Raw genomic sequence first — 21011 nt, forward strand, 5'->3', positions numbered from 1 at the left:
CCGGCAGGGTATCCGCCCAGGGATGAATCGAGTAGAATTGCTCTGTAGCTTTTAGATCCCCTCAAGAAGGAAATTGCAATGAATATTTCACTTAGCAAACGCCTGTGCCTGACGGCAATGCTGACGCTGGGTGCCATCGTGTACACCGCCAGTGCCCCAGCGCAGACCAATAAGTTAGTGATTGAATCCGGCGACAGCGCGCAAAGCCGCCAGCAAGCAGCCATGGAAAAAGAACAGTGGGATGACACCCGTTCGCTGCGTCACAAAGTTAACAAACGTGTGGAAAAAGAGTGGGATAAAACTGACGTCGCCTTTGACGCACAGGATAATTGCCACAAAAGCGCTAACGTCAATGCATACTGGGAACCCAACACCCTGCGTTGCCTTGACCGCCGTACCGGTCGTCAGATTACGCCATAACCCCTTTCCTACTTCGGGCGTATCCCCACGCCCGTCTTTGCTGTTGTCAAAAAGGATGTCCTATGACCGACGTTGCCCATGTCAAACTTCGCCCGCTCGAACGTGAAGATCTGCGTTTTGTGCATCAACTGGATAACAACGCCAGCGTCATGCGTTACTGGTTCGAAGAACCGTATGAAGCCTTTGTCGAACTGTCAGATTTATATGACAAGCACATTCACGATCAGAGCGAACGCCGTTTTGTGGTGGAATGTGATGGGGACAAAGCCGGCCTGGTCGAGCTGGTTGAGATTAACCACGTCCACCGTCGGGCCGAGTTCCAGATAATCATCTCGCCAGAGCACCAGGGAAAAGGTCTCGCCACCCGCGCGGCAAAGCTGGCGATGGATTACGGCTTTACGGTGTTAAATCTTTATAAGCTCTATCTGATCGTGGATAAAGAGAATGAGAAAGCCATCCATATCTACCGTAAACTCGGGTTTATGGTGGAAGGCGAATTGATTCACGAATTTTTTATTAACGGCGAGTACCGTAATACTATTCGCATGTGTATTTTCCAGCAGCAATACCTGGAAAACCATAAAAGCAGCGGCGGGACATTGCTGAAACCCACCGCACAGTAAGCGCGGTGGTGAATGCCATCAATAGTATTCGATGGTGTTCTTAATGCTGTATTTCTTCGCAACAGAAGGCGTCACGCTCGTATCGACAATCTCCAGTTGGCAGGCCACCGGGTTATCATGCTTGTCGTACTCGCAGGTCTGTTTGACATTACCCAGTGGTTTATCATTCAGCGTGCTGACTGACGTATAATCGAGCTTCTTACCTTTTACATTCGATGGGGTCGAGACAACAGACAGATGCATATCTTTCGAGGTTGTTGATTTGCCCAGTGGATAGCCTTCGTCATCGTAACGGTAGTTGACTTCAACATCTTTACCACGCGCGGAAGAGATAAAGCCGCGCTCATCCGTATCCCACGTCAGCCCCGCGCTGGGAAATTCCGCCAACTGACATTTCCCTTGTAGACGAAGACGTTTTTCCTGGGTATCTGCATCAAGGTAATAGTTGGCATTCAGTACCAGTGAAACCCCGGTATTGTTTTCCAGATCATGCAGTTCCAGTGAATCGAAACACCCTTCTTTGGACATCGTGCCGCTGACGCGCTTCGATACCTCACCTTTTTCATTCAGTAATGTCTGGCTGAAATCTTTTACTGGACCGCGCAGTGGGTCAAAGTCGAATTCATTCGAAAAACTCGCCATCTCTGGCGTAAAAGATACAGGTCCTTTGTTGTCATCACACCCCGCCAGAATGGCCATCAGTGCGATGAGTATCATTTGTTTTTTCAATAGGTTCACCCAAATATCACAATGCGTTGCGCTTATCTTAGCAAATCTTGTAATTATTCGGGCAGAGACAATGTCATTTCATCACATAAAGAGCGATTTCGCGCCCGTAAGGTTCCAGGCAACCCCACAGACGGCCAATAGCAATAAAAAGAGCGCCGCACAGGCGGCAAAACGTCGACTTTGCGTGACAGGGAGAAAACGTTTGATAGCAACGATATAGCCCGCCATGACGGCAAAATCGAACACGATCCACAGCAGGCAAAGCGTGGTAATGCTGGTGGTAAAATCGCGGCTAATGGCAATAAACTGCGGGAAAAATGAGACAAAAAAGAGAATATCTTTTGGATTGGAAATACCAGTGAAAAATCCGCGCATAAACCCACCTGCCAGCACAGCCTTACCCTCCTCCTGTACCGGCCTTTGCGCCCAAATCTCACGCAATGACTGCACCGCTCCCCAGCCAATAAACACAGAACCGCCGATGCCCAGCAGCGCCAGATAACCTTTGTTCAGCGATACCGCCCCGGCGATAGCGAGAACGGCCAGGGTTATCAATACCAGCGAGGCGAGATTTGTTCCCAGAAGGGTTAGAAACGCCCTGGCATACCCCACGCGTGCCGCCGTCCCGGTCACTAACAGCACAACGGGACCGGGTGTTAAGAGTAAAAAAAGCACTGCGATAACATACGCGCTCAGGAGCGCAAGATTGAGTTCAGCCATAACGCGTTTCCCCCTGTTTTATCGTTCAGGGTAAAGGCGTACGCACCGGATGAAAAACGAGTTAAACTGACTTCAATCGTGAGTAAAACTCAATATAAATAAATCGCTATGAAACAAAATATTCCTCATCTCTATGCCTTACGCGCCTTTACCATAGCAGCACAATCCAGCTCATTCAGCCAGGCCGCCGAATTACTCAATGTGACCCCAGGCGCAGTCAGTCGCCATATCCGCACGCTGGAGGATCACTTCGCTTGCCAGCTTTTTGAGCGTAATGGGCCGAAGGTGATGCTTACAGATGCCGGGCGCATGCTGGCGGTGCAGTTACAACAAGGGTTTTCACAACTGGAGAATGCCTGTCGGCAACTGCGCAGTACCCATGTGCAGTTGCGGCTCAAGGCCCCTTCCACGCTGACGATGCGCTGGCTACTGGATGTGATGGCAGATTTCCGGGCGCAACACGAGACGCCGGAAGTCGAGGTATCCAGTATCTGGATGGATATCGACAATGTCGATTTCACCAAAGAGCCTTTCGATTGCGCCATCCTGCTCGGCAATGGACATTTCGGTGCGGGAACGCGCTGTTTGCGACTGTTTGATGAATGGCTGCTCCCCCTTTGCGCTCCTGATTTGCTTGATGAGGCGCGTGATAATCTGGCGGCCTGTGAGCTTATCCACCCCTCACGCGACCGCCGGGACTGGCGACGCTGGCTGAACAGTAGCGGCTTGTATAGCGGGTTGAGTCTGGCGGGCGGCAAAGTATTTGATACCCTCGAACAGGGCATGCTGGCAGCGATGGGGGGACATGGTGTGACGATTGGCGATCTTCTGCTCAGCCAGAGTGCGATGGATCAGCATCTGCTGGTCGCGCCGTTCCCGCTGGCGATCGGTACCGGCGATGGCTATTACCTGGTCTGGCCTGGCGATTCGGCACGGCAGAATAATATCGACAAACTTGCCCTTTTTTTGCAGAAAAATATACCTCGCTATGTACATAACGATATAACGATACAAAACTAAGATAATGCGCATTCCTGTTTTGCGCTGATTTCGCTTAGCCTTACTTCTCAATACTACGCATTGAGCATTATTAATTAAGAAGGAGTCGCAAATGAAACATTCACTCTGGTTAGGTGCACTTTTGTTCATCGGCTCGGCATCTGCTTATGCCGCACCGGATTCCTGTGAAAGAGTAAAAAACGATATACAACAACGAATTATAAATAACGGCGTACCCGAGACCGACTTTACGCTTACCATCGAACCCAACGACCAAAATAGCGCGTCGGGTGCCCAGGTTGTGGGCCATTGTAGTAACGATAACTGGAAAATTCTTTATACCCGCACCCGGGGTAGCGCGAATGCACAATCGGGGGAAATAACGCCGCAAGAGAGTGGCAAACCCGGCGCACAATAACTTCATTACCTTACAAAAATAATGGGGATTGGCCCTCTTCTTGATCCCCATTAAGATCCCCCTGGCTCTCATTAAGTAGCATCACTCTCATCGTTAGCATGCTCGTAATTTCGACGGGTAATATTTTTCTATTATAAGCTATAACGGAGTGAGCTATGTCCATTGTTGAGAGTGGTGGCGGGATCAGCCGCCGAACACTCGTTAAATCCACTGCGCTGGGTTCGCTGGCGCTGGCGGCAGGCAGTTTTTCGCTGCCTTTTGGCATGCGGACCGCTGCTGCCGCGGTTCAAAGCGCCCTGCAACCCGCAGAGGATAAAGTCGTATGGGGCGCCTGCTCCGTCAACTGTGGCAGTCGCTGCGCGTTGCGTTCACACGTACGCGATAACGAGGTCTACTGGGTCGAGACAGATAATACCGGGGAGGATGTTTACGGTAATCATCAGGTTCGTGCCTGCCTGCGCGGACGTTCAATCCGTCGTCGTATCAACCATCCGGATCGTCTGAACTACCCCATGAAACGCGTGGGTAAACGTGGCGAAGGTAAATTCGAACGCATCTCCTGGGATGAAGCACTTGATACCATCGCAGGCAGCCTGAAAGGGATTGTGGAAAAATACGGTAACGAGGCGGTGTACATTAACTACTCCTCCGGTATCGTCGGCGGCAACATCACCCGTTCTTCCCCTTCTGCCTCTATTATTGCCCGCCTGATGGCCATTTACGGCGGCTTCCTCGGCCAGTACGGCACTTACAGTACGGCGCAGATCGCCTATGCGATGCCTTACACCTACGGCTCCAACGAAGGCAACAGTACGTCAGACATCGAAAACACCAAACTGGTGGTGATGTTTGGCAACAATCCGGCTGAAACCCGTATGAGCGGCGGCGGGATTACTTATTTTCTGGAACAGGCGCGCGAACGCTCCAATGCGCGCATGATCGTTATCGATCCGCGTTATACCGATACCGCTGCCGGGCGCGAAGATGAGTGGATCCCGATACGTCCGGGCACCGATGCCGCACTGGTTGCCGGTATTGCCTGGGTATTGATTAACGAAAACATGGTCGATCAACCATTCCTGGACACATACTGCGTCGGGTATGACGAAAAAACTCTGCCAGAAGGCGCGCCAGCCAATGGTCATTACAAAGCCTATATTCTGGGCCAGGGCGACGACGGCATTGCCAAAACGCCGCAATGGGCTTCTGCCGTTACCGGCATTCCGGTCGACCGCATTGTGAAACTGGCGCGTGAGATTGGTCAAACCAAACCCGCCTATATTTGCCAGGGCTGGGGTCCGCAGCGTCAGGCAAATGGCGAATTAACCGCCCGCGCTATCGCGATGCTGCCCATTCTGACAGGTAACGTCGGTATCAACGGCGGGAACAGCGGCGCGCGTGAGTCCACCTATACCATTACCATTGAACGCATGCCGATGCCGGAAAACCCGGTAAAAACCAAAATTTCCTGTTTTAGCTGGACCGATGCCATCGAGCGCGGCGCAGAGATGACCGCCCTGCGTGACGGTGTTCAGGGTAAAGACAAACTCGACGTCCCGATCAAATTTATCTGGAACTATGCCGGTAACACCATCACCAACCAGCATGGCGACATCAACCATACGCATGACGTTTTACAGGACGACAAGAAATGCGAAATGATTGTCGTCATTGAGAATTTCATGACCTCGTCGGCGATGTATGCGGATATCCTGCTGCCCGATTTAATGACCGTTGAGCAGGAAGATATCATCCCGAATGATTACGCCGGCAACATGGGTTATCTGATCTTTATCCAACCGGTTACCGCACCGAAATTTGAGCGTAAGCCGATTTACTGGATAACAAGCGAAATCGCCAGACGCCTGGGGCCGGATATTTACCAGAAATTCACCGAAGGGCGTACACAGGAAGAGTGGCTTAAGTATCTTTACGCCAAAATGCTGGCAAAAGATCCCCAACTGCCCTCCTATGACGATTTGAAAAAAATGGGGATTTACAAGCGTAAAGACCCCGCCGGGCACTATGTGGCCTATAAAAAATTCCGCGACGATCCACAGGCTAATCCGCTGAAAACGCCCTCTGGCAAAATTGAAATCTACTCCAGCAGCCTGGCCAGAATTGCCAATAGCTGGGAGATACCAGATGGGGAAGTGATCAGTCCGTTACCGGTTTATGCCTCGACGCCAGAAGGCTGGGACGACCCGGCGCGTAGTAAATATCCGCTACAGATGTTCGGTTTCCATTACAAATCCCGTACCCACTCCAGCTACGGCAATATCGATATCCTTGAGGCCGCCTGCCGCCAGGAGGTGTGGATCAACCCGATTGATGCGCAAAAACGCGGCATCGTCAGTGGGGATATGGTCAGGGTGTTCAACGGACGCGGCGAAGTACGCATTGCCGCAAAAGTCACTCCGCGCATCATGCCGGGAGTGAGCGCCATGGGCCAGGGGGCCTGGCACAACGCCGATATGCAAGGCGATCGCGTTGACCATGGTGGCTGCGTGAACACGCTGACCACCCATCGTCCGTCACCGCTGGCGAAAGGTAATCCGCAGCACACTAATCTGGTCGAAATCGAAAAGGTTTAAGGAGTAGCCGATGACCACACAATATGGATTTTATATCGACTCCGCACGCTGCACCGGCTGTAAAACCTGTGAGCTGGCGTGTAAGGATTACAAGAACTTAACCCCGGGTGTCAGCTTCCGCCGCATTTACGAATACGCGGGGGGAGACTGGCAGGAGGATAACGGCGTCTGGCACCAGAACGTTTTCGCCTATTACCTCTCCATCGCCTGTAACCACTGCGAGGATCCGGCCTGTACCAAAGTCTGCCCCAGCGGGGCGATGCACAAACGCGAAGATGGCTTTGTGGTGGTGGACGAAGATATCTGCATTGGTTGTCGTTACTGCCACATGGCCTGTCCGTACGGCGCGCCGCAGTTCAACGCCGAAAAAGGCCATATGACCAAATGCGACGGCTGCTACAGTCGTGTTGCCGAGGGCCATAAGCCGATTTGCGTGGAATCCTGCCCGCTGCGTGCACTGGACTTCGGCCCCATTGAGGAGTTGCGTAAGAAATATGGTGAGCTGGCGGCTGTCGCCCCGCTCCCGGCGTCGCACTTCACCAGGCCGTGCATTGTGATTAAACCTAACGCCAACAGCCGCCCGACAGGGGATACCACCGGCTATCTGGCAAACCCACGGGAGGTGTGAGATGGGTAACGGATGGCATGAATGGCCGCTGGTGCTGTTCACGGTATTAGGGCAATGCGTGGCAGGTGGCCTTCTCGTCACCGGGATGGGCTGGATGGCGGCGAAAAACGATGCGCCCGGACAGCAGCGAATTACGCGGAGCATGTTCTTTCTTTGGGTGTTAATGGGCATAGGCTTTATCGCCTCTATGATGCACCTCGGTTCGCCGATGCGCGCACTGAACTCACTCAACCGGGTGGGCGCCTCTGCGTTAAGTAACGAAATCGCCGCTGGCTCGATTTTCTTCGCCGTAGGCGGCTTCTGGTGGCTGGTGACGGTGCTGGGTAAAATGCCGGCTGCGCTGGGCAAAATCTGGCTGGTGGTCAGCATGGTGCTGGGCGTAGTATTTGTCTGGGCTATGAGTCGTGTCTATCAGATTGATACGGTACCCACCTGGCACAACGGATATACCACCGCCGGGTTCTTCCTCACGATGCTACTCGGTGGCCCGCTACTGGCGGCACTGCTGTTGCGTCTGGCGCACGTCACGTTCAATGGCGCGACCTTCGCCTCGCTGAGCGTGGTGGCGCTGCTGGCAAGCCTCGGTCTGGTGATTCTGCAAGGGATGAGCCTTGCCGGGATCCACAGTTCCGTGCAGCAGGCCAGCATGCTGGTGCCAGCCTGGAGCGAAATGCAGGTCTGGCGTATGGTCCTGCTGGCCGCGGGTCTTGGCTGTTGGCTCTGTCCGCTGATCATGCGAAAACAGCCACGTGCGGTCAGCCTGCTTGCCGGTGTCGTACTGGTGGTTGCAGGCGAACTGATGGGGCGCGTTCTGTTCTATGGGTTACATATGACTGTCGGTATGGCGGTTGCGGGTTAAGCAGAGATTCAGGGAACGTAATGACTGACACTTTTTACACAGCCGATTTCGCCTTTTCGGCACGCATTCTGGGGGCGCTGTTTTACTACCCGCCGGAAAGTGAACAGACGCAGGCGCTGATCGCCGCATTCCGCCAGGGGGAATGGCAAACCCAGTGGCCGCTGGCGCCGGAGGCGTTGGCCCCGCTCGTGCCGTTATTTTGCGCAGAAAGCAAAGAAACGATTCCCGAGGCCTGGCAACGGCTATTTATCGGCCCGTGGGCGCTGCCTGCGCCGCCCTGGGGATCCGTCTGGCTGGATAAAGAAAGCGTACTTTTTGGCGACTCCACGCTGGAACTTCGCCAGTGGATGCGTGACAACCACATCGTCTGGGAGGCCAGTCAGAATGAGCCGGAAGATCATTTTGGCACCCTGCTGATGCTGGCGGCCTGGCTTGTTGAGAATCAGCGCTACGCCACCTGTGATGAGCTGCTTGCCTGGCATCTTCTGCCCTGGGCCGGACGCTTTCTTGAGATTTTTGTAGAGGAAGCCCGTCACCCGTTCTGGCAGGCGGCGGGAAGGCTTGCCCGGTTAACGCTTAGCGACTGGCAGAGCCGTTTATTAATGCCGGTTGCCCAAAAAACATTATCGCGTTAATCCCTGCCAATGCGCCCTTAAGGTGACAACGTCACTTTAAGGGCGCGTTTTTAAGACAATTCTTTAGTTACCCTCTTAGCCGTTATTCCATCAGCGATAGCGTAAATCCTCCGCAAAATCCGCAGGTTAAAAGATTCGCGCCAAACTGGAATCCTTCCCAGGTGCTTGCTATAGCTCAAATACCCTGCCGAACATGGCATAACAACACGCAACTCTCCGTTGCCATAACGCATGCACACAGGGAGACACACTGCAATGCACACTTCCGCACTCTCACGCGTCCTGCTGTTTACTGCGGCTATCGCCGCCGTACTGGCGCTCCTGGTTTGGGGTATTGGCCTGGATACAATCAGAGCCCGCCAGGTGGATTTGGTCTATCTCGGGCAACAACACTTGATACTGGTGTTCAGCTCTATGTTCTTTGCTCTGCTGGTGGGTATTCCCAGCGGGATTGCGCTTAGCCGCCCGGCTGCGCGCGGTGTCGCCGAATACGTGATGCAGATTTTTAACGTCGGTAACACGCTGCCACCGCTGGCCGTACTCGCACTGGCGATGGTCATCATCGGGATTGGTGACAAACCCGCCATTATCGCCCTTTTTCTGGCCTCACTGCTGCCCATTGTGCGTAACACCTATGCCGGGCTCTGCTCGGTTCCGGCATCGCTGCTGGAAGCCGCTAACGGTATCGGTATGACCAAATGGCAACGGCTGTATCAGGTGGAGTTGCCCAATGCACTGCCGGTGATCCTCTCCGGGGTGCGTATCGCCACGGCCATCAACGTGGGTACCGCGCCACTGGCCTTTTTAATCGGTGCCAGCAGTTATGGCGAGCTGATCTTCCCGGGCATCTATCTGAACGATTTCCCGACCTTGATTCTGGGTGCGGCGGCAACCGCGCTGTTTGCCCTGATTCTGGACACGCTGCTGGCGGCGCTGGGGCGTTTTTTGAGCCCTCACTCAGCCTGAACCAAATAATAAGAAAAGGAATCCCTATGAGACTGACTTCACGCCTGTTGGGGCTATTGAGTGCCACGCTGCTTTTTACGGCAAGCGTGCACGCCGCCCCACTGATTCTGGCGACCAAAAGCTTCACTGAGCAGCATATTCTCTCGGCCCTGACGGTGCAGTATCTGCAAAAGAAAGGGTTTCAGGTGCAGCCGCAAACCAATATTGCCACGGTGATTTCCCGTAATGCGATGATCAATAAACAGGTTGATATGACGTGGGAATATACCGGCACCTCGCTGATTATCTTCAATCATATTAAAGAGCGTATGACGCCGGAACAGTCTTACGAAACGGTAAAACGGCTGGATGCAAAACATGGCCTGGTGTGGTTAAAACCTGCCGATATGAACAATACCTACGCCTTTGCGATGCAGCGTAAACGCGCCGAGGCCGAGCATATCAATACCATGTCGGACATGGTGGCGAAGATTGAGCAGATTCGAAAAACTGATCCTAAACATAACTGGATGCTGGGGCTGGATCTCGAATTCTCCGGGCGTAGCGACGGTATGAAGCCCTTCCAGCAGGCCTATAACCTTGAGCTGGACAGGCCGCAAATCCGTCAGATGGACCCCGGGCTGGTCTATAACGCCGTCCGTGATGGCTTCGTCGATGCCGGTCTGGTCTACACGACGGATGGCCGGGTAAAAGGCTTCGATTTGAAAGTACTGAAAGACGATAAAGGCTTCTTCCCCAGCTATGCCGTGACGCCGGTGGTGCGTAAAGACACGCTAGAGGCTAATCCGGGGCTGGAAGAGGCGCTTAATACGCTTTCTGGTCTGCTCAACAACGACGTCATCATGACGCTCAACGCAAAAGTCGATATTGACCATCAGACGCCACAGCAGGTGGCGCACGACTTCCTGCGTGAGAAAGGTCTGCTGTAAGGAGCGCCTATGGATACGATTCACTACATGATGGATAACTGGAGCTATCTGGCAATGCTCACCTTCCAGCACCTCTGGCTGGTGCTGCTTGCAGTCGGTCTGGCAATTGTGACGGGTGTGCCGCTGGGGATCCTTATCGTAAGACATAAATGGCTGGCAACACCCGTGCTGGGGCTGGCAACGATTGTGCTGACTATCCCGTCGATTGCCTTATTCGGCCTGATGATTCCGCTTTTCTCGCTGGTCGGCCAGGGGATTGGCGCCCTGCCCGCTATTACCGCCGTCTTCCTCTACTCCTTGCTGCCGATTGTGCGTAATACCCATACGGCGCTGGACAGTCTGCCTCCCGGCCTGCGTGAAGCCGGGCGCGGCATTGGCATGACCTTCTGGCAACGTCTGCGCTGGGTAGAGATTCCCATGGCGCTGCCGGTGATTTTCGGCGGCATCCGTACTGCGGTGGTAATGAATATTGGCGTTATGGCCATCGCGGCGGTCATTGGCGCAGGCGGCCTGGGGCTACTGTTGCTCAATGGTATCGGCGGCAGCGATATCCGCATGTTAATTGCCGGGGCGCTGATGATCTGTTTACTGGCCATTGTGCTCGACTGGTTACTGCATCGCTTGCAGGTGGTTCTGACACCAAAGGGGATTCGATAATGATAAAACTGGAAAATTTAACTAAACAATTCACCCAGAAAAACGGCCAGACCGTGAAGGCCGTAGACAATATCAACCTGCACGTGCCGCAAGGTGAAATGTGCGTACTGTTGGGCCCGTCCGGCTGCGGCAAAACGACCACGCTTAAGATGATTAACCGCCTGATTATGCCCAGCAGCGGTAAGATCCTGGTCAATGACAAAGATACCAGCGACATGGACACTGTCAGCCTGCGTCGTAATCTGGGCTATGTTATCCAGCAGATCGGTCTGTTTCCCAATATGACCATTGAAGAGAACATTACCGTGGTGCCGCGCATGCTGGGCTGGGATAAAGACCGCTGTAAGCGTCGTGCCGAAGAGTTAATGGATATGGTGGCGCTGGATGCGAAAAAATTTCTTCACCGCTATCCGCGTGAGATGTCCGGCGGTCAGCAACAGCGTATCGGGGTGATTCGCGCACTGGCGGCGGATCCGCCGGTCCTGCTGATGGATGAACCGTTCGGCGCGGTCGATCCCATTAACCGCGAAGTTATCCAGAATCAGTTTCTGGAGATGCAGCGCACGCTGAAAAAGACCGTCATGCTGGTCAGCCACGATATAGATGAAGCGTTAAAGCTGGGGGACCGGATTGCGGTGTTCCGCCAGGGGCGTATTGTGCAGTGCGCCAGCCCGGATGAGTTGCTGGCCAAACCGGCGAACGAGTTTGTCGGCTCTTTTGTCGGCCAGGACCGTACATTGAAACGTCTGCTGCTGGTTTCCGCAGGCGATGTCACCGACCAACAGCCGACGCTGACGGTGCGTGAGTCGACGGCGGCTCAGGAGGCGTTCGCGATGATGGACGATAACGATATTCGCGCGATTACCGTGGTGGATGGCGACGGTAAACCGCTGGGTTTTGTGAAGCGTCGCGAAGCGCGTGGCGCGCAGGGCGATTGCGCCGGACTGCTGCATCCGTTCCGTATCACCGGGAAAGCTGAGGATAATCTGCGCGTGGTACTGTCGAAGTTGTACGAGAGTAATACCAGTTGGATGCCGATTGTTGATGAAGCCGGGCGCTACAACGGGGAGATTTCACAGGATTATATTGCAGATTATTTAAGCTCCGGCAAAACACGCCGGGTGCTGAATATTCACAGTGATGCCTGACCCCGGCTGGCGCGACGCTTAGCCGGGCTACGTATGAGGTATGTGCCGCACCAAACGCGTAGCCCGGATCAGGCGCTTGCGCCGCCATCCGGGTCTGGCTGCCGGTTTACGCCAATACACGCTCGGCGGCCAGCATCCCTTTCGCCATCTGCAAATTGATATACTGCGCCAGGTCGCGCTGTTCGGCACGCGGCAGATAAGGTAACTCACCCACCAGCGGCGCAGGCAACTTGCGGCTGAGCACATTAATAATTTCAGCGTAATGCGCAAGCCCTGGGTTAATGCGGTTAGCCACCCAGCCAATCAGCGGCAGACCATCGCTGGCAATCGCCTGGGCGGTTAACAGCGCATGGTTGATACAACCTTCCTGTATCCCGACTACCATCAACACGCCCATTTGCTCTTGCACAACCCATTCGGAAAGCGGACGCAGATCGTTCATCAGGCTACGCCAGCCGCCCGTCCCTTCCACCACCACGTGATCAACCTGATCGCACAGGCTGGCCAGGCCATTGGACAACAGGGTGTAATTAATCGCAGAACTGTGCGCCACGCTACTTTCATCTTCGCTAAACGCAATGGGATTGACAGCAGAATACGGTAAATCAATTGAAGACACGCTTTGCAGCACCAGCGCGTCTTTATTGCGCAGGCCTTCCGGCGTCTCTTTACTCCCTTTAGCGACTGGCTTGTAACCCGCGACGGTACTGCCACAAGCGGCCAGCGCCTGTAGCAGCGCGCGGGACACCACTGTCTTGCCGACAGACGTATCAGTACCCGTTACAAAGAAACGCTTAAGCATCGCTAACTCCACCGTTATGCTACGAAAATATAAATCAGGAAAATAATTCAGTAGCGAAAGTCTACGTTAGGGATGCGGTGTTCAGCTTGAGATAGCGCAATTTTTAGTAGAACAGTGTAAAAATGTTACCCCTGCAACAAACGAATCAACAAGGATCCGTTATACATCGCGTCTTTCACCAGTGCCGCACCTGCCATAGTGCCCTGATTGGTGAATTGTGTGCTTTCGACGGCGATATGTTTGCTGTAGGCGGGCAGCGCCTGCTGGCGAATGCAGTCAGCAATCGCCGGGAAGAGGATATTCGCCGCCTTACTGAGCGGCGAACCGATGAGAATTTTTTGCGGATTGAATAAATTCACCATGATGGCGAGAATGCGACCGACATTCGCCCCCACGCCACTGATAATGTCTTTGGCCAGTAAATCGCCCTGCTGAGCCGCTTCACATAACGACTCTACCGTCAGCGGCTGTTGATGCAACATCGAGCTCATGGACTGGCTCATGCGTAGCTGCGCCAGTTCCAGCACACTCTCCACGCTGGCAATGGTTTCCAGACACCCGTGATTACCGCAGTAGCAGCGCTTACCGTATGGGTCGACCTGCGTATGGCCGATCTCCACCAGACTACTGCTACCTGCGTGAAGCAGGCGACCATCGGTAATGACACCGGCCCCAACGTTATGATCGATAACCACCTGGATAACGTCACGCGCCCCGCGCGACGCGCCAAACAGCGCCTCTGCCATGGTCCAGGCGCTGATATCATGCTGCACATAGACCGGCACACCGGTGTGCTGTTCCAGCATTTCACCCAGCGGCATATCTTTGACGTCTTCATAAAACGGCATGCGGTGCACAATGCCATGTTCCGTGTCGATAATCCCCGGCAAGGTGATAGCAATGGCGGTTAACCGCTCCAGCTTCTGCTGATGACGGATAAAGAACTGATCGATATGGACAATGATGCGCTGCAGCAGCGGCTTTTCGTCGGTCAGCGGAAGCTCCTGACGCTCTTCCACCACCAGTTTGCTGCTTAAATCGCGTAAAGAGAGGAAGATCTCCCCGCGGCTGATGCGCAGCGAGAGATAATGCCAGGCTTCGGTCTCCACCACCAGCCCAACGGCAGGCCGCCCGCGGCTGCCCGGCTCCTGAATTTCGGTCTCCTGCACCAGGTGCGCTTCAAGCATTTCCCGCACAATCTTGGTAATACTGGCCGGCGCAAGCTGCGCCAGACGTGACAGATCGATGCGCGACACCGGGCCAAGCTGATCAATAAGGCGGTAGACAGCCCCTGCATTGGTCTGCTTAATCTGATCAATATGCCCAGGCTGACTATCAGCAACCACCTCTTACTCCCTTTATTTTTGAGCTCGAAATAAACTTTGGGATATGGTGAAGCACTTCAATAGTCGCCGTCAAATATTTACGTAGGCTTGTGATTTACCGCACGTTTTGCGGGCGTATACTGGCCACTTTTTATGCATTCGCCGCAGAAATGAGTTGCTGCCTGAAACGCTGTGCCGCTGTTCCCTGTTCATGATGCTTTGCCCATACGAGCCACATTTCCGATACCGCATCCGTTTCCAGGATCGGTACCCAACGCATTTCTGTCAGTTGCACGCGCCGAAATGAGGCGGGCAGAATCGACACCCCAAGTCCCGCCGCCACCAGACCAATAATGGTCATCGCCTCCCCCACTTCCTGGGTAATCGACGGTGTCAGGTTATAACGGCGCAACAACCCAAGAATATCGTCATACAACCCGGTTCCCACATGCGGGTCGAAAAAGACAAACGGCTCCCGCGCCAGCTCGGCCAGCGATACGCCGCTTTTCGCGGCTAAAGGGTGATCGCGATGAATCATCGCCAGCAGCGGCTCGCGCAAAATCACCTGCCAGGCCAGCGTGTCAGGCAGCAAGGTATTGCGCATCAATCCAAGGTCAAGCTTGCCCTCATTGAGCGGGGCTATTTGCTCACGAGTATTGATTTCCCGGGTCTGGATATGCACATCCGGGTAAGACTGGCGAAACGACGACAGGGTGTCAGACACTGCGCTAATAAACGGTGCCGATGAGGTAAAGCCAATGCGCAAATCGCCGGTTTCCCCCTGATGCAGGCGGGACGCCCGGCTAACGGCATCATCTACCTGGCTTAATATCTGCCGACTGTCTGCCAGAAACTGTCGGCCTGCGGGCGTCAGCGACACGCTGCGGTTGGTACGCGCCAGCAGCTTCGCGCCGATTTGCTGCTCAAGGATTTGGATTTGTTGGCTCAGCGGCGGCTGGGAAATATTTAACCGCGCCGCCGCATGACCAAAATGCAGCTCTTCGGCGACAGCAATAAAATAACGGAGATGGCGAAGTTCAATATTCATATTTTAAACATATCATTTGAGATTATTAATATATTAGACAGAACAATGACCGTTTCATACCCTTAAATACATCCCCGCCTGACCGGGATGTAAACTTAAGGATTTCAAGTGAGCCGTACAACTACCGTTGACACTCTTCCGGCAAGTGGTGTTGATGAAAATAATCGTTCTTTGCCGACGCAATTTATTAAACGTGGTACCCCCCAATTTATGCGCGTCACCCTGGCGCTCTTCTCCGCCGGACTGGCCACCTTCGCCCTGCTTTATTGCGTACAGCCTATTTTGCCGGTGCTGTCGCAGGAGTTCGGCGTCTCCCCGGCAAACAGCAGTATTTCACTCTCTATCTCTACCGCCATGCTGGCCATCGGTCTGTTATTTACCGGGCCGTTATCAGACGCGGTTGGCCGTAAGAAAGTGATGGTGACGGCATTGTTGCTGGCCTCATGCTGTACGCTGCTTTCAACGCTGATGACCAGTTGGCACGGCATTCTGATCATGCGTGCCCTGATTGGGCTGTCACTGAGCGGAGTTGCCGCCGTGGGCATGACCTACCTTAGTGAAGAGATCCACCCCAGCTTTGTCGCCTTTTCCATGGGGCTGTACATTAGCGGTAACTCGATTGGCGGCATGAGCGGACGCCTTATTAGCGGCGTGTTCACTGATTTTTTTAACTGGCGTATCGCGCTGGCGGCAATTGGCTGTTTTGCACTGGCTTCCGCGTTAATGTTCTGGCGTATTTTGCCGGAATCTCGTCATTTCCGGCCGAGTTCGCTACGCCCGCGCACCCTATTCATTAATTTTCGCCTGCACTGGCGCGATAAAGGATTACCCTTATTATTCCTTGAGGGTTTCCTGTTAATGGGCTCGTTCGTTACCCTGTTTAATTACATTGGTTATCGGTTAATGGCGTCGCCGTGGTTTTTAAGTCAGGCGGTGGTAGGGTTACTTTCCGTCGCCTATTTAACCGGCACCTGGAGTTCGCCACGCGCCGGAGCAATGACCGCCAAATATGGTCGTGGGCCGGTGATGGTCGCCTCGATTGCAATTATGCTTTCCGGTCTTTTATTAACGTTACTTCCTTCACTGTGGGCGATCTTTATCGGTATGCTGCTTTTTACTGCCGGTTTCTTTGCTTCCCACTCCGTCGCCAGTAGCTGGATTGGCCCGCGCGCGCGCCGCGCCAAAGGGCAGGCTTCATCGCTGTATTTATTCAGCTATTATCTGGGCTCAAGTATTGCGGGTACGCTCGGTGGTGTGTTCTGGCATAACTATGGCTGGAACGGTGTGGGCGGCTTTATTGCGCTGATGCTGTTACTGGCGTTATTTGTCGGCAGCAGACTGCATCGCCGCTTACGCTAAAGCGGTACGAGTTAACATAGAGCCCCGGTATCTTTTCGGGGCTTTTGCTCTGTGCCCGGGCAGATCAGAACATCCCCAGTATCGACGATGCCCCTAAAAGTTCACGTACTGCGTCAAGCACCATAAGAGCAAATAAGATCCACACAAAGGGATTCATCATTTAGGCTTTAGGGTTGATTCAACATATATCACCTGCGACTTTTTCATTATGGTTCAGTTGGTAATGTCCCACCATAAACCGGCGAATAATCTTGTTTGTCCATTGATAAGCGCCTGAATCTCTGTACTCTCATTCATATCGTTCCGAACCCGCTTGCAGAGGCAATATGGATAACAATCAAAACTATCAATCCCTTACCCGCACCTTCACGCGCCTGAGCCGTTTTCAGCATCTCTCCGCCATCGCCGGATGGGACATGTTCGCTATGATGCCGCCAGGGGGCAGCACCGCCCGTGGTGAGGCGCTGGCTGAACTGGGGGTGCTACAGCACCAAATCCTGACCGACAAAAAGGTGGGTGACTGGCTGCGCAATGCCCTACAGGAAGAACTTAATGATGTGGAGCAGGCCAACCTGCGCGAGATGACGCGCCAGTACCAGCAGGCCGCGCTGCTGCCGGAATCACTGGTGGAGGCCAAAGCACTGGCGGGCAGCAAGTGCGAACATGCCTGGCGCACTCAGCGTTCGGCAAATGACTGGGCCGGGTTCAGCGCGAATCTGAAAGAGGTGGTAAAACTCAGCCGCGAAGAGGCGAAGATCCGCGCCCAGGCAAAAGGCTGCTCGCCGTATGACGCGCTGCTGGATATTTTCGAACCGGACATGACCAGCGCCCGTCTGGACGTCCTGTTCGCCGACCTAAAATCCTGGCTCCCGGACCTGCTGCAGCGCGTGGTTGACAAGCAATCGCGTGAAACGTTGATTGCCCCCGTCGGCCCGTTCCCGATCGCCACCCAGCGCGAACTGGGGCTGGAAGCCATGACGCTACTCGGTTTCGATTTTAACGCCGGGCGTCTCGACGTCAGCGCGCATCCATTCTGCGGCGGCGTGCCGGAAGATGTGCGCATCACCACCCGTTATGATGAAAATGAACTGCTGAGTGCGCTGTTTGGCGTGGTGCATGAAACCGGGCACGCCCGCTATGAGCAGAACCTGCCGCGTCAGTGGCTGGGGCAGCCGGTCGCGCTGGCGCGTTCTACCGCCATCCATGAATCGCAAAGTCTGTTTTTTGAAATGCAGCTTGGCCGCAGCGAAGCCTTCCTGAAACGTCTGCTGCCCGCGATTATTCAACATTTCGGCGCACAACCCGCGTTTGAAGAAAGTAACTTCATCGCCTGGAACCAGCGCGTTAAACCCGGTTTTATCCGCGTCGATGCCGATGAAGTCAGCTATCCGGCCCATGTGATCCTGCGTTATGAAATTGAGCGAGCATTGATTAACGGCGAGATAGAGGTGGACGATATCCCCGCCCTGTGGAATGAAAAAATGCAGGCATGGCTGGGCTTGTCAACCGAAGGTAACTACCGTAACGGCTGTATGCAGGATATTCACTGGACGGACGGCGGGTTTGGCTACTTCCCGTCGTATACGCTTGGCGCGATGTATGCCGCTCAGCTTTTCCAGGCCGCGCGAAATGCCCTGCCAGGGCTGGACGAAGCTATTGCGCAAGGTGATTTTTCCGCACTGTTTGACTGGCTGCGGCAGAATATCTGGCAGCACGGCAGCCGTTTCTCCACCTCGCAGTTGATTGAACAGGCCACCGGCGAGGCGCTGAACAGCCGCTATTTCCGCCAGCATTTAACGGCGCGTTATTTGTAATCATCCCCGGCACAGTTCACGCACCGCGCGCTGAACTGTGCCAGTCCATCACTTTGAAAGGCAAAAATATGGTTGTGCTTCACCCCATGCCTGAAACGGAATTTGCAGGCTTTCTGGCCTATTTTATTCCCGACTATGCTGCGGAGATTGCCGCTAATTATCACCTCTCCCAGGATGCGGCGTTGGCGCAGGCAAAACGGGAAATTGCCACCAGCCTGCCCGACGGTGTGCAAACGCAAGGTCAAAGCCTGAAAAGCATCGTGCATACAGATAACGGCAGCGAAGTGCAGATTGGCTATTTATGGTACCGGGCGAATGGGGAGGATCAATCGGCATTTATTTATGACTTTTACCTCCTGCCCGCGTTTCGCGGTAAAGGGCTCGGTAGCCGCGCGATGCAAAGTCTGGAGGCTCTGCTGGCAGGCGAAGGTATCCGGCAAATCAAATTACGCGTCGCCGCCGAAAATGCGCATGCCAAAAAAGTCTATGAAGCCAATGGCTACCAGGTCACCGGCTATAACATGAATAAATTGCTTTGAATCATGCCGGGGGGCTCTGTACTGGCTTTCAGCCCCCCTTTCTGGCTTTATTCGTACATTAACGATGACGTCCACCTTGCGGATGTACATGGATCAACTGATAACAATAAAACTAACTCTCTGAAAATAAACACTTTCATCATCTAACAAAGACTACGTTCTGCGCCCCCCGCCTCGTTTGTACATCCCGTTACACGCCGAAACCAATCACTCACGGAAAGAGATCATCGCTGTCGGTATAGTCTCTTCAACGGCCCCGCAGTGGGGTTGAACAATGAAACCAAATTCGAGGATATCAGAATGAAAAAAGTATTAGCTCTGGTTGTTGCCGCTGCTATGGGTCTGTCTTCTGTTGCGTTCGCTGCTGATACCGCAGCCACAACTGCAGCTCCGGCTACCACCACTACTGCTGCTCCGGCCGCTGCACCTGCTGCTGCCCCGGCTAAAACCACGCATGCGAAAAAAGTTCACAAGAAAAAAACCGTTGCACAGAAAGCTCAGGCCGCTAAGAAAAAACACCACAAAAAAGCAGCAGCTAAACCAGCTGTAGAGCAGAAAGCTCAGGCTGCTAAGAAAAAACACCACAAAAAAGCAGCGGCTAAACCGGCTGTAGAGCAGAAAGCTCAGGCTGCTAAAAAACACCATAAAAAACACGTAAAACACACTGCAACTAAACCAGCCGCTCAACCGGCTGCATAAGTTACCGTGTAATACCCCGCCTGCTGTACAGGCTGAGTAAATCGTCGGCGCTGAACCCTGAGGTGAAGCGCCGTTTTTCTCTGGAGGGCCTATGCTGCGACGTTATCGTTTCGAGTTCATCCTGTTAATGCTGATTGTCTGCGCGCTCATTGCCCTTCGGCTTTTTCTTTCCTGATGTAGCACGCTGATTTTACTCCCACTTTTTTCTCGCCCCGTCTATAGTTTATAAACCTGGGTTCACATTTAATAATCATAATTACCCCACCAGAGTGTGATATGCGAAAAACCGTTGTGCTATTGCTGGGATCGTTTTTTCTCTTTTCTGCTTACGGACATGCCGACGATGGTGATGATGACACCATTGATGCGGCTCAGATCAAGACGCTGTTCTTTGGTCATGATGATCGCGTTCGCGTGACCACTCCGACCCGCTCCCCCTGGGATGCGATTGGGCAACTGGAAACAGCAAGCGGCAATTTATGTACCGCGACGCTTATTTCGCCTCACCTGGCCTTAACCGCCGGGCATTGTCTGTTGACGCCGCCGAACGGCAAACCGGATAAAGCGGTAGCGCTGCGGTTTGTTTCGCAGAAAGGAACCTGGCGTTATGAAATCCACGGCATCGAAGGGCGCGTCGATCCGTCGTTGGGTAAACGGTTGAAACCCGATGGCGATGGCTGGATCGTGCCGTCATCCGCGGCACCCTGGGATTTTGGGCTGGTTGTGCTGCGCAACCCGCCATCCGGCATTACGCCGTTACCGCTGTTTGTGGGTGATAAAGCGGCGCTGACGGATGCGCTAAAAGTGGCAGAGCGCAAAGTGACGCAGTCGGGTTATCCGGCCGATCATCTGGAGACGCTGTACAGCCACGAAAACTGCGTTGTTACCGGCTGGGCGCAAAACAGCGTTCTGTCGCATCAATGCGACACGTTGCCCGGCGACAGCGGCTCGCCGTTGATGCTGAAAACCGCCGAAGGCTGGCAGCTTATTGCGGTCCAGAGTTCAGCCCCAGCCGCCAAAGATCGCTGGCGCGCCGACAACCGGGCCATTTCGGTGACCGGTTTTCGTGACAAACTCGAAGCGCTGGCAAAAGAGTAAAA

General features: G+C 53.9%; 23 protein-coding genes. 17 read left to right on the plus strand and 6 right to left on the minus strand.

The genetic code is table 11. The annotated features are described in order from the left end of the window. Nucleotides 1-78: 78 nt before the first annotated feature. Together IP582_RS13600 and speG are read left to right on the plus strand one after the other, a co-directional pair. Nucleotides 79-420: a DUF1283 family protein gene (locus IP582_RS13600; protein WP_039078872.1), complete on the plus strand. Its 342-nt coding sequence runs from the start codon at nt 79-81 to the stop codon at nt 418-420. Nucleotides 421-482: 62 nt separating this feature from the next. Beyond that, nucleotides 483-1043, plus strand: a complete 561-nt coding sequence (speG, locus tag IP582_RS13605; RefSeq protein WP_071194299.1) for a spermidine N1-acetyltransferase — start codon at nt 483-485, stop codon at nt 1041-1043. 18 nt (nt 1044-1061) lie between these two features. On the opposite strand, the gene IP582_RS13610 is transcribed toward speG, so the two are convergent. Together IP582_RS13610 and IP582_RS13615 are read right to left on the minus strand one after the other, a co-directional pair. After that, nucleotides 1062-1760, minus strand: coding sequence for a YnfC family lipoprotein (locus IP582_RS13610; RefSeq protein WP_064572401.1), 699 nt, complete (start codon nt 1758-1760; stop codon nt 1062-1064). 93 nt (nt 1761-1853) lie between these two features. Then, the gene (locus tag IP582_RS13615) at nt 1854-2492 is read right to left on the minus strand and encodes a LysE family translocator (protein ID WP_193793489.1); all 639 of its coding nucleotides are present in this window, start codon (nt 2490-2492) and stop codon (nt 1854-1856) included. Between the two features lie 108 nt (nt 2493-2600). Between IP582_RS13615 and IP582_RS13620 the strand changes: the two genes are divergently transcribed. The 10 genes from IP582_RS13620 (at nt 2601) to osmV (ending at nt 12325) form a co-directional block, all read left to right on the plus strand. Next, entirely contained in the window at nt 2601-3512 is a 912-nt protein-coding gene (locus IP582_RS13620; protein ID WP_193793490.1) for a LysR family transcriptional regulator, read from the plus strand. 91 nt (nt 3513-3603) lie between these two features. Further along, on the plus strand, nt 3604-3909 hold the full coding sequence (locus IP582_RS13625) for a DUF1161 domain-containing protein (protein WP_193793491.1): 306 nt from the start codon (nt 3604-3606) through the stop codon (nt 3907-3909). A 155-nt stretch (nt 3910-4064) separates the two neighbouring features. After that, a complete protein-coding gene (ynfE, locus tag IP582_RS13630; RefSeq protein ID WP_193793492.1) occupies nt 4065-6503 on the plus strand; it encodes a selenate/tellurate reductase subunit YnfE in 2439 nt (812 codons plus the stop codon). A gap of 10 nt (nt 6504-6513) precedes the next feature. Next, on the plus strand, nt 6514-7131 hold the full coding sequence (locus IP582_RS13635) for a DMSO/selenate family reductase complex B subunit (protein ID WP_193793493.1): 618 nt from the start codon (nt 6514-6516) through the stop codon (nt 7129-7131). A gap of 1 nt (nt 7132) precedes the next feature. After that, nucleotides 7133-7990, plus strand: a complete 858-nt coding sequence (locus tag IP582_RS13640) for a dimethyl sulfoxide reductase anchor subunit family protein (RefSeq protein WP_193793494.1) — start codon at nt 7133-7135, stop codon at nt 7988-7990. A 20-nt stretch (nt 7991-8010) separates the two neighbouring features. Beyond that, entirely contained in the window at nt 8011-8625 is a 615-nt protein-coding gene (gene dmsD / locus IP582_RS13645; protein ID WP_193793495.1) for a Tat proofreading chaperone DmsD, read from the plus strand. Nucleotides 8626-8880: 255 nt separating this feature from the next. Beyond that, on the plus strand, nt 8881-9591 hold the full coding sequence (osmY, locus tag IP582_RS13650; protein WP_193793496.1) for an osmoprotectant ABC transporter permease OsmY: 711 nt from the start codon (nt 8881-8883) through the stop codon (nt 9589-9591). A gap of 26 nt (nt 9592-9617) precedes the next feature. Beyond that, nucleotides 9618-10520, plus strand: a complete 903-nt coding sequence (gene osmX, locus IP582_RS13655) for an osmoprotectant ABC transporter substrate-binding protein OsmX (RefSeq protein ID WP_071195528.1) — start codon at nt 9618-9620, stop codon at nt 10518-10520. Nucleotides 10521-10529: 9 nt separating this feature from the next. After that, complete coding sequence (osmW, locus tag IP582_RS13660) at nt 10530-11177, plus strand: osmoprotectant ABC transporter permease OsmW (protein ID WP_193793497.1); 648 nt, start codon at nt 10530-10532, stop codon at nt 11175-11177. Continuing rightward, nucleotides 11177-12325: an osmoprotectant ABC transporter ATP-binding protein OsmV gene (osmV, locus tag IP582_RS13665; RefSeq protein ID WP_039078847.1), complete on the plus strand. Its 1149-nt coding sequence runs from the start codon at nt 11177-11179 to the stop codon at nt 12323-12325. The genes osmW and osmV overlap by 1 nt, the downstream gene beginning before the upstream one ends. Nucleotides 12326-12431: 106 nt before the next feature. On the opposite strand, the gene bioD is transcribed toward osmV, so the two are convergent. The 3 genes from bioD to IP582_RS13680 form a co-directional block, all read right to left on the minus strand. Next, on the minus strand, nt 12432-13127 hold the full coding sequence (gene bioD, locus IP582_RS13670; RefSeq protein WP_193793498.1) for a dethiobiotin synthase: 696 nt from the start codon (nt 13125-13127) through the stop codon (nt 12432-12434). Between the two features lie 125 nt (nt 13128-13252). Further along, a complete protein-coding gene (gene mlc, locus IP582_RS13675) occupies nt 13253-14473 on the minus strand; it encodes a sugar metabolism global transcriptional regulator Mlc (protein ID WP_193793499.1) in 1221 nt (406 codons plus the stop codon). A 130-nt stretch (nt 14474-14603) separates the two neighbouring features. Further along, nucleotides 14604-15500 (minus strand): LysR family transcriptional regulator, encoded by an 897-nt coding sequence (locus tag IP582_RS13680; protein WP_079498191.1) that lies wholly within the window; start codon nt 15498-15500, stop codon nt 14604-14606. A gap of 108 nt (nt 15501-15608) precedes the next feature. Between IP582_RS13680 and IP582_RS13685 the strand changes: the two genes are divergently transcribed. Next, nucleotides 15609-16859, plus strand: a complete 1251-nt coding sequence (locus IP582_RS13685) for an MFS transporter (protein ID WP_193793500.1) — start codon at nt 15609-15611, stop codon at nt 16857-16859. Nucleotides 16860-16923: 64 nt separating this feature from the next. On the opposite strand, the gene IP582_RS25560 is transcribed toward IP582_RS13685, so the two are convergent. Next, a complete protein-coding gene (locus IP582_RS25560) occupies nt 16924-17019 on the minus strand; it encodes a KPN_01571 family protein (protein ID WP_370551770.1) in 96 nt (31 codons plus the stop codon). 166 nt (nt 17020-17185) lie between these two features. Here IP582_RS25560 and IP582_RS13690 point away from each other — a divergent pair, with 166 nt between their 5' ends. The 4 genes from IP582_RS13690 to IP582_RS13705 all read left to right on the plus strand — a co-directional run bounded on the left by IP582_RS13690 (nt 17186) and on the right by IP582_RS13705 (nt 21009). Further along, a complete protein-coding gene (locus tag IP582_RS13690) occupies nt 17186-18673 on the plus strand; it encodes a carboxypeptidase M32 (RefSeq protein ID WP_193793501.1) in 1488 nt (495 codons plus the stop codon). Between the two features lie 68 nt (nt 18674-18741). After that, complete coding sequence (locus IP582_RS13695; protein WP_193793502.1) at nt 18742-19212, plus strand: GNAT family N-acetyltransferase; 471 nt, start codon at nt 18742-18744, stop codon at nt 19210-19212. 300 nt (nt 19213-19512) lie between these two features. After that, nucleotides 19513-19911: an acid resistance repetitive basic protein Asr gene (asr, locus tag IP582_RS13700; protein ID WP_193793503.1), complete on the plus strand. Its 399-nt coding sequence runs from the start codon at nt 19513-19515 to the stop codon at nt 19909-19911. Between the two features lie 276 nt (nt 19912-20187). Continuing rightward, nucleotides 20188-21009, plus strand: coding sequence for a serine protease (locus tag IP582_RS13705; protein WP_193793504.1), 822 nt, complete (start codon nt 20188-20190; stop codon nt 21007-21009). Nucleotides 21010-21011: the final 2 nt, after the last annotated feature.

This window comes from Citrobacter sp. BDA59-3 (genome assembly GCF_015167655.1).
Lineage (GTDB): Bacteria > Pseudomonadota > Gammaproteobacteria > Enterobacterales > Enterobacteriaceae > Phytobacter > Phytobacter diazotrophicus.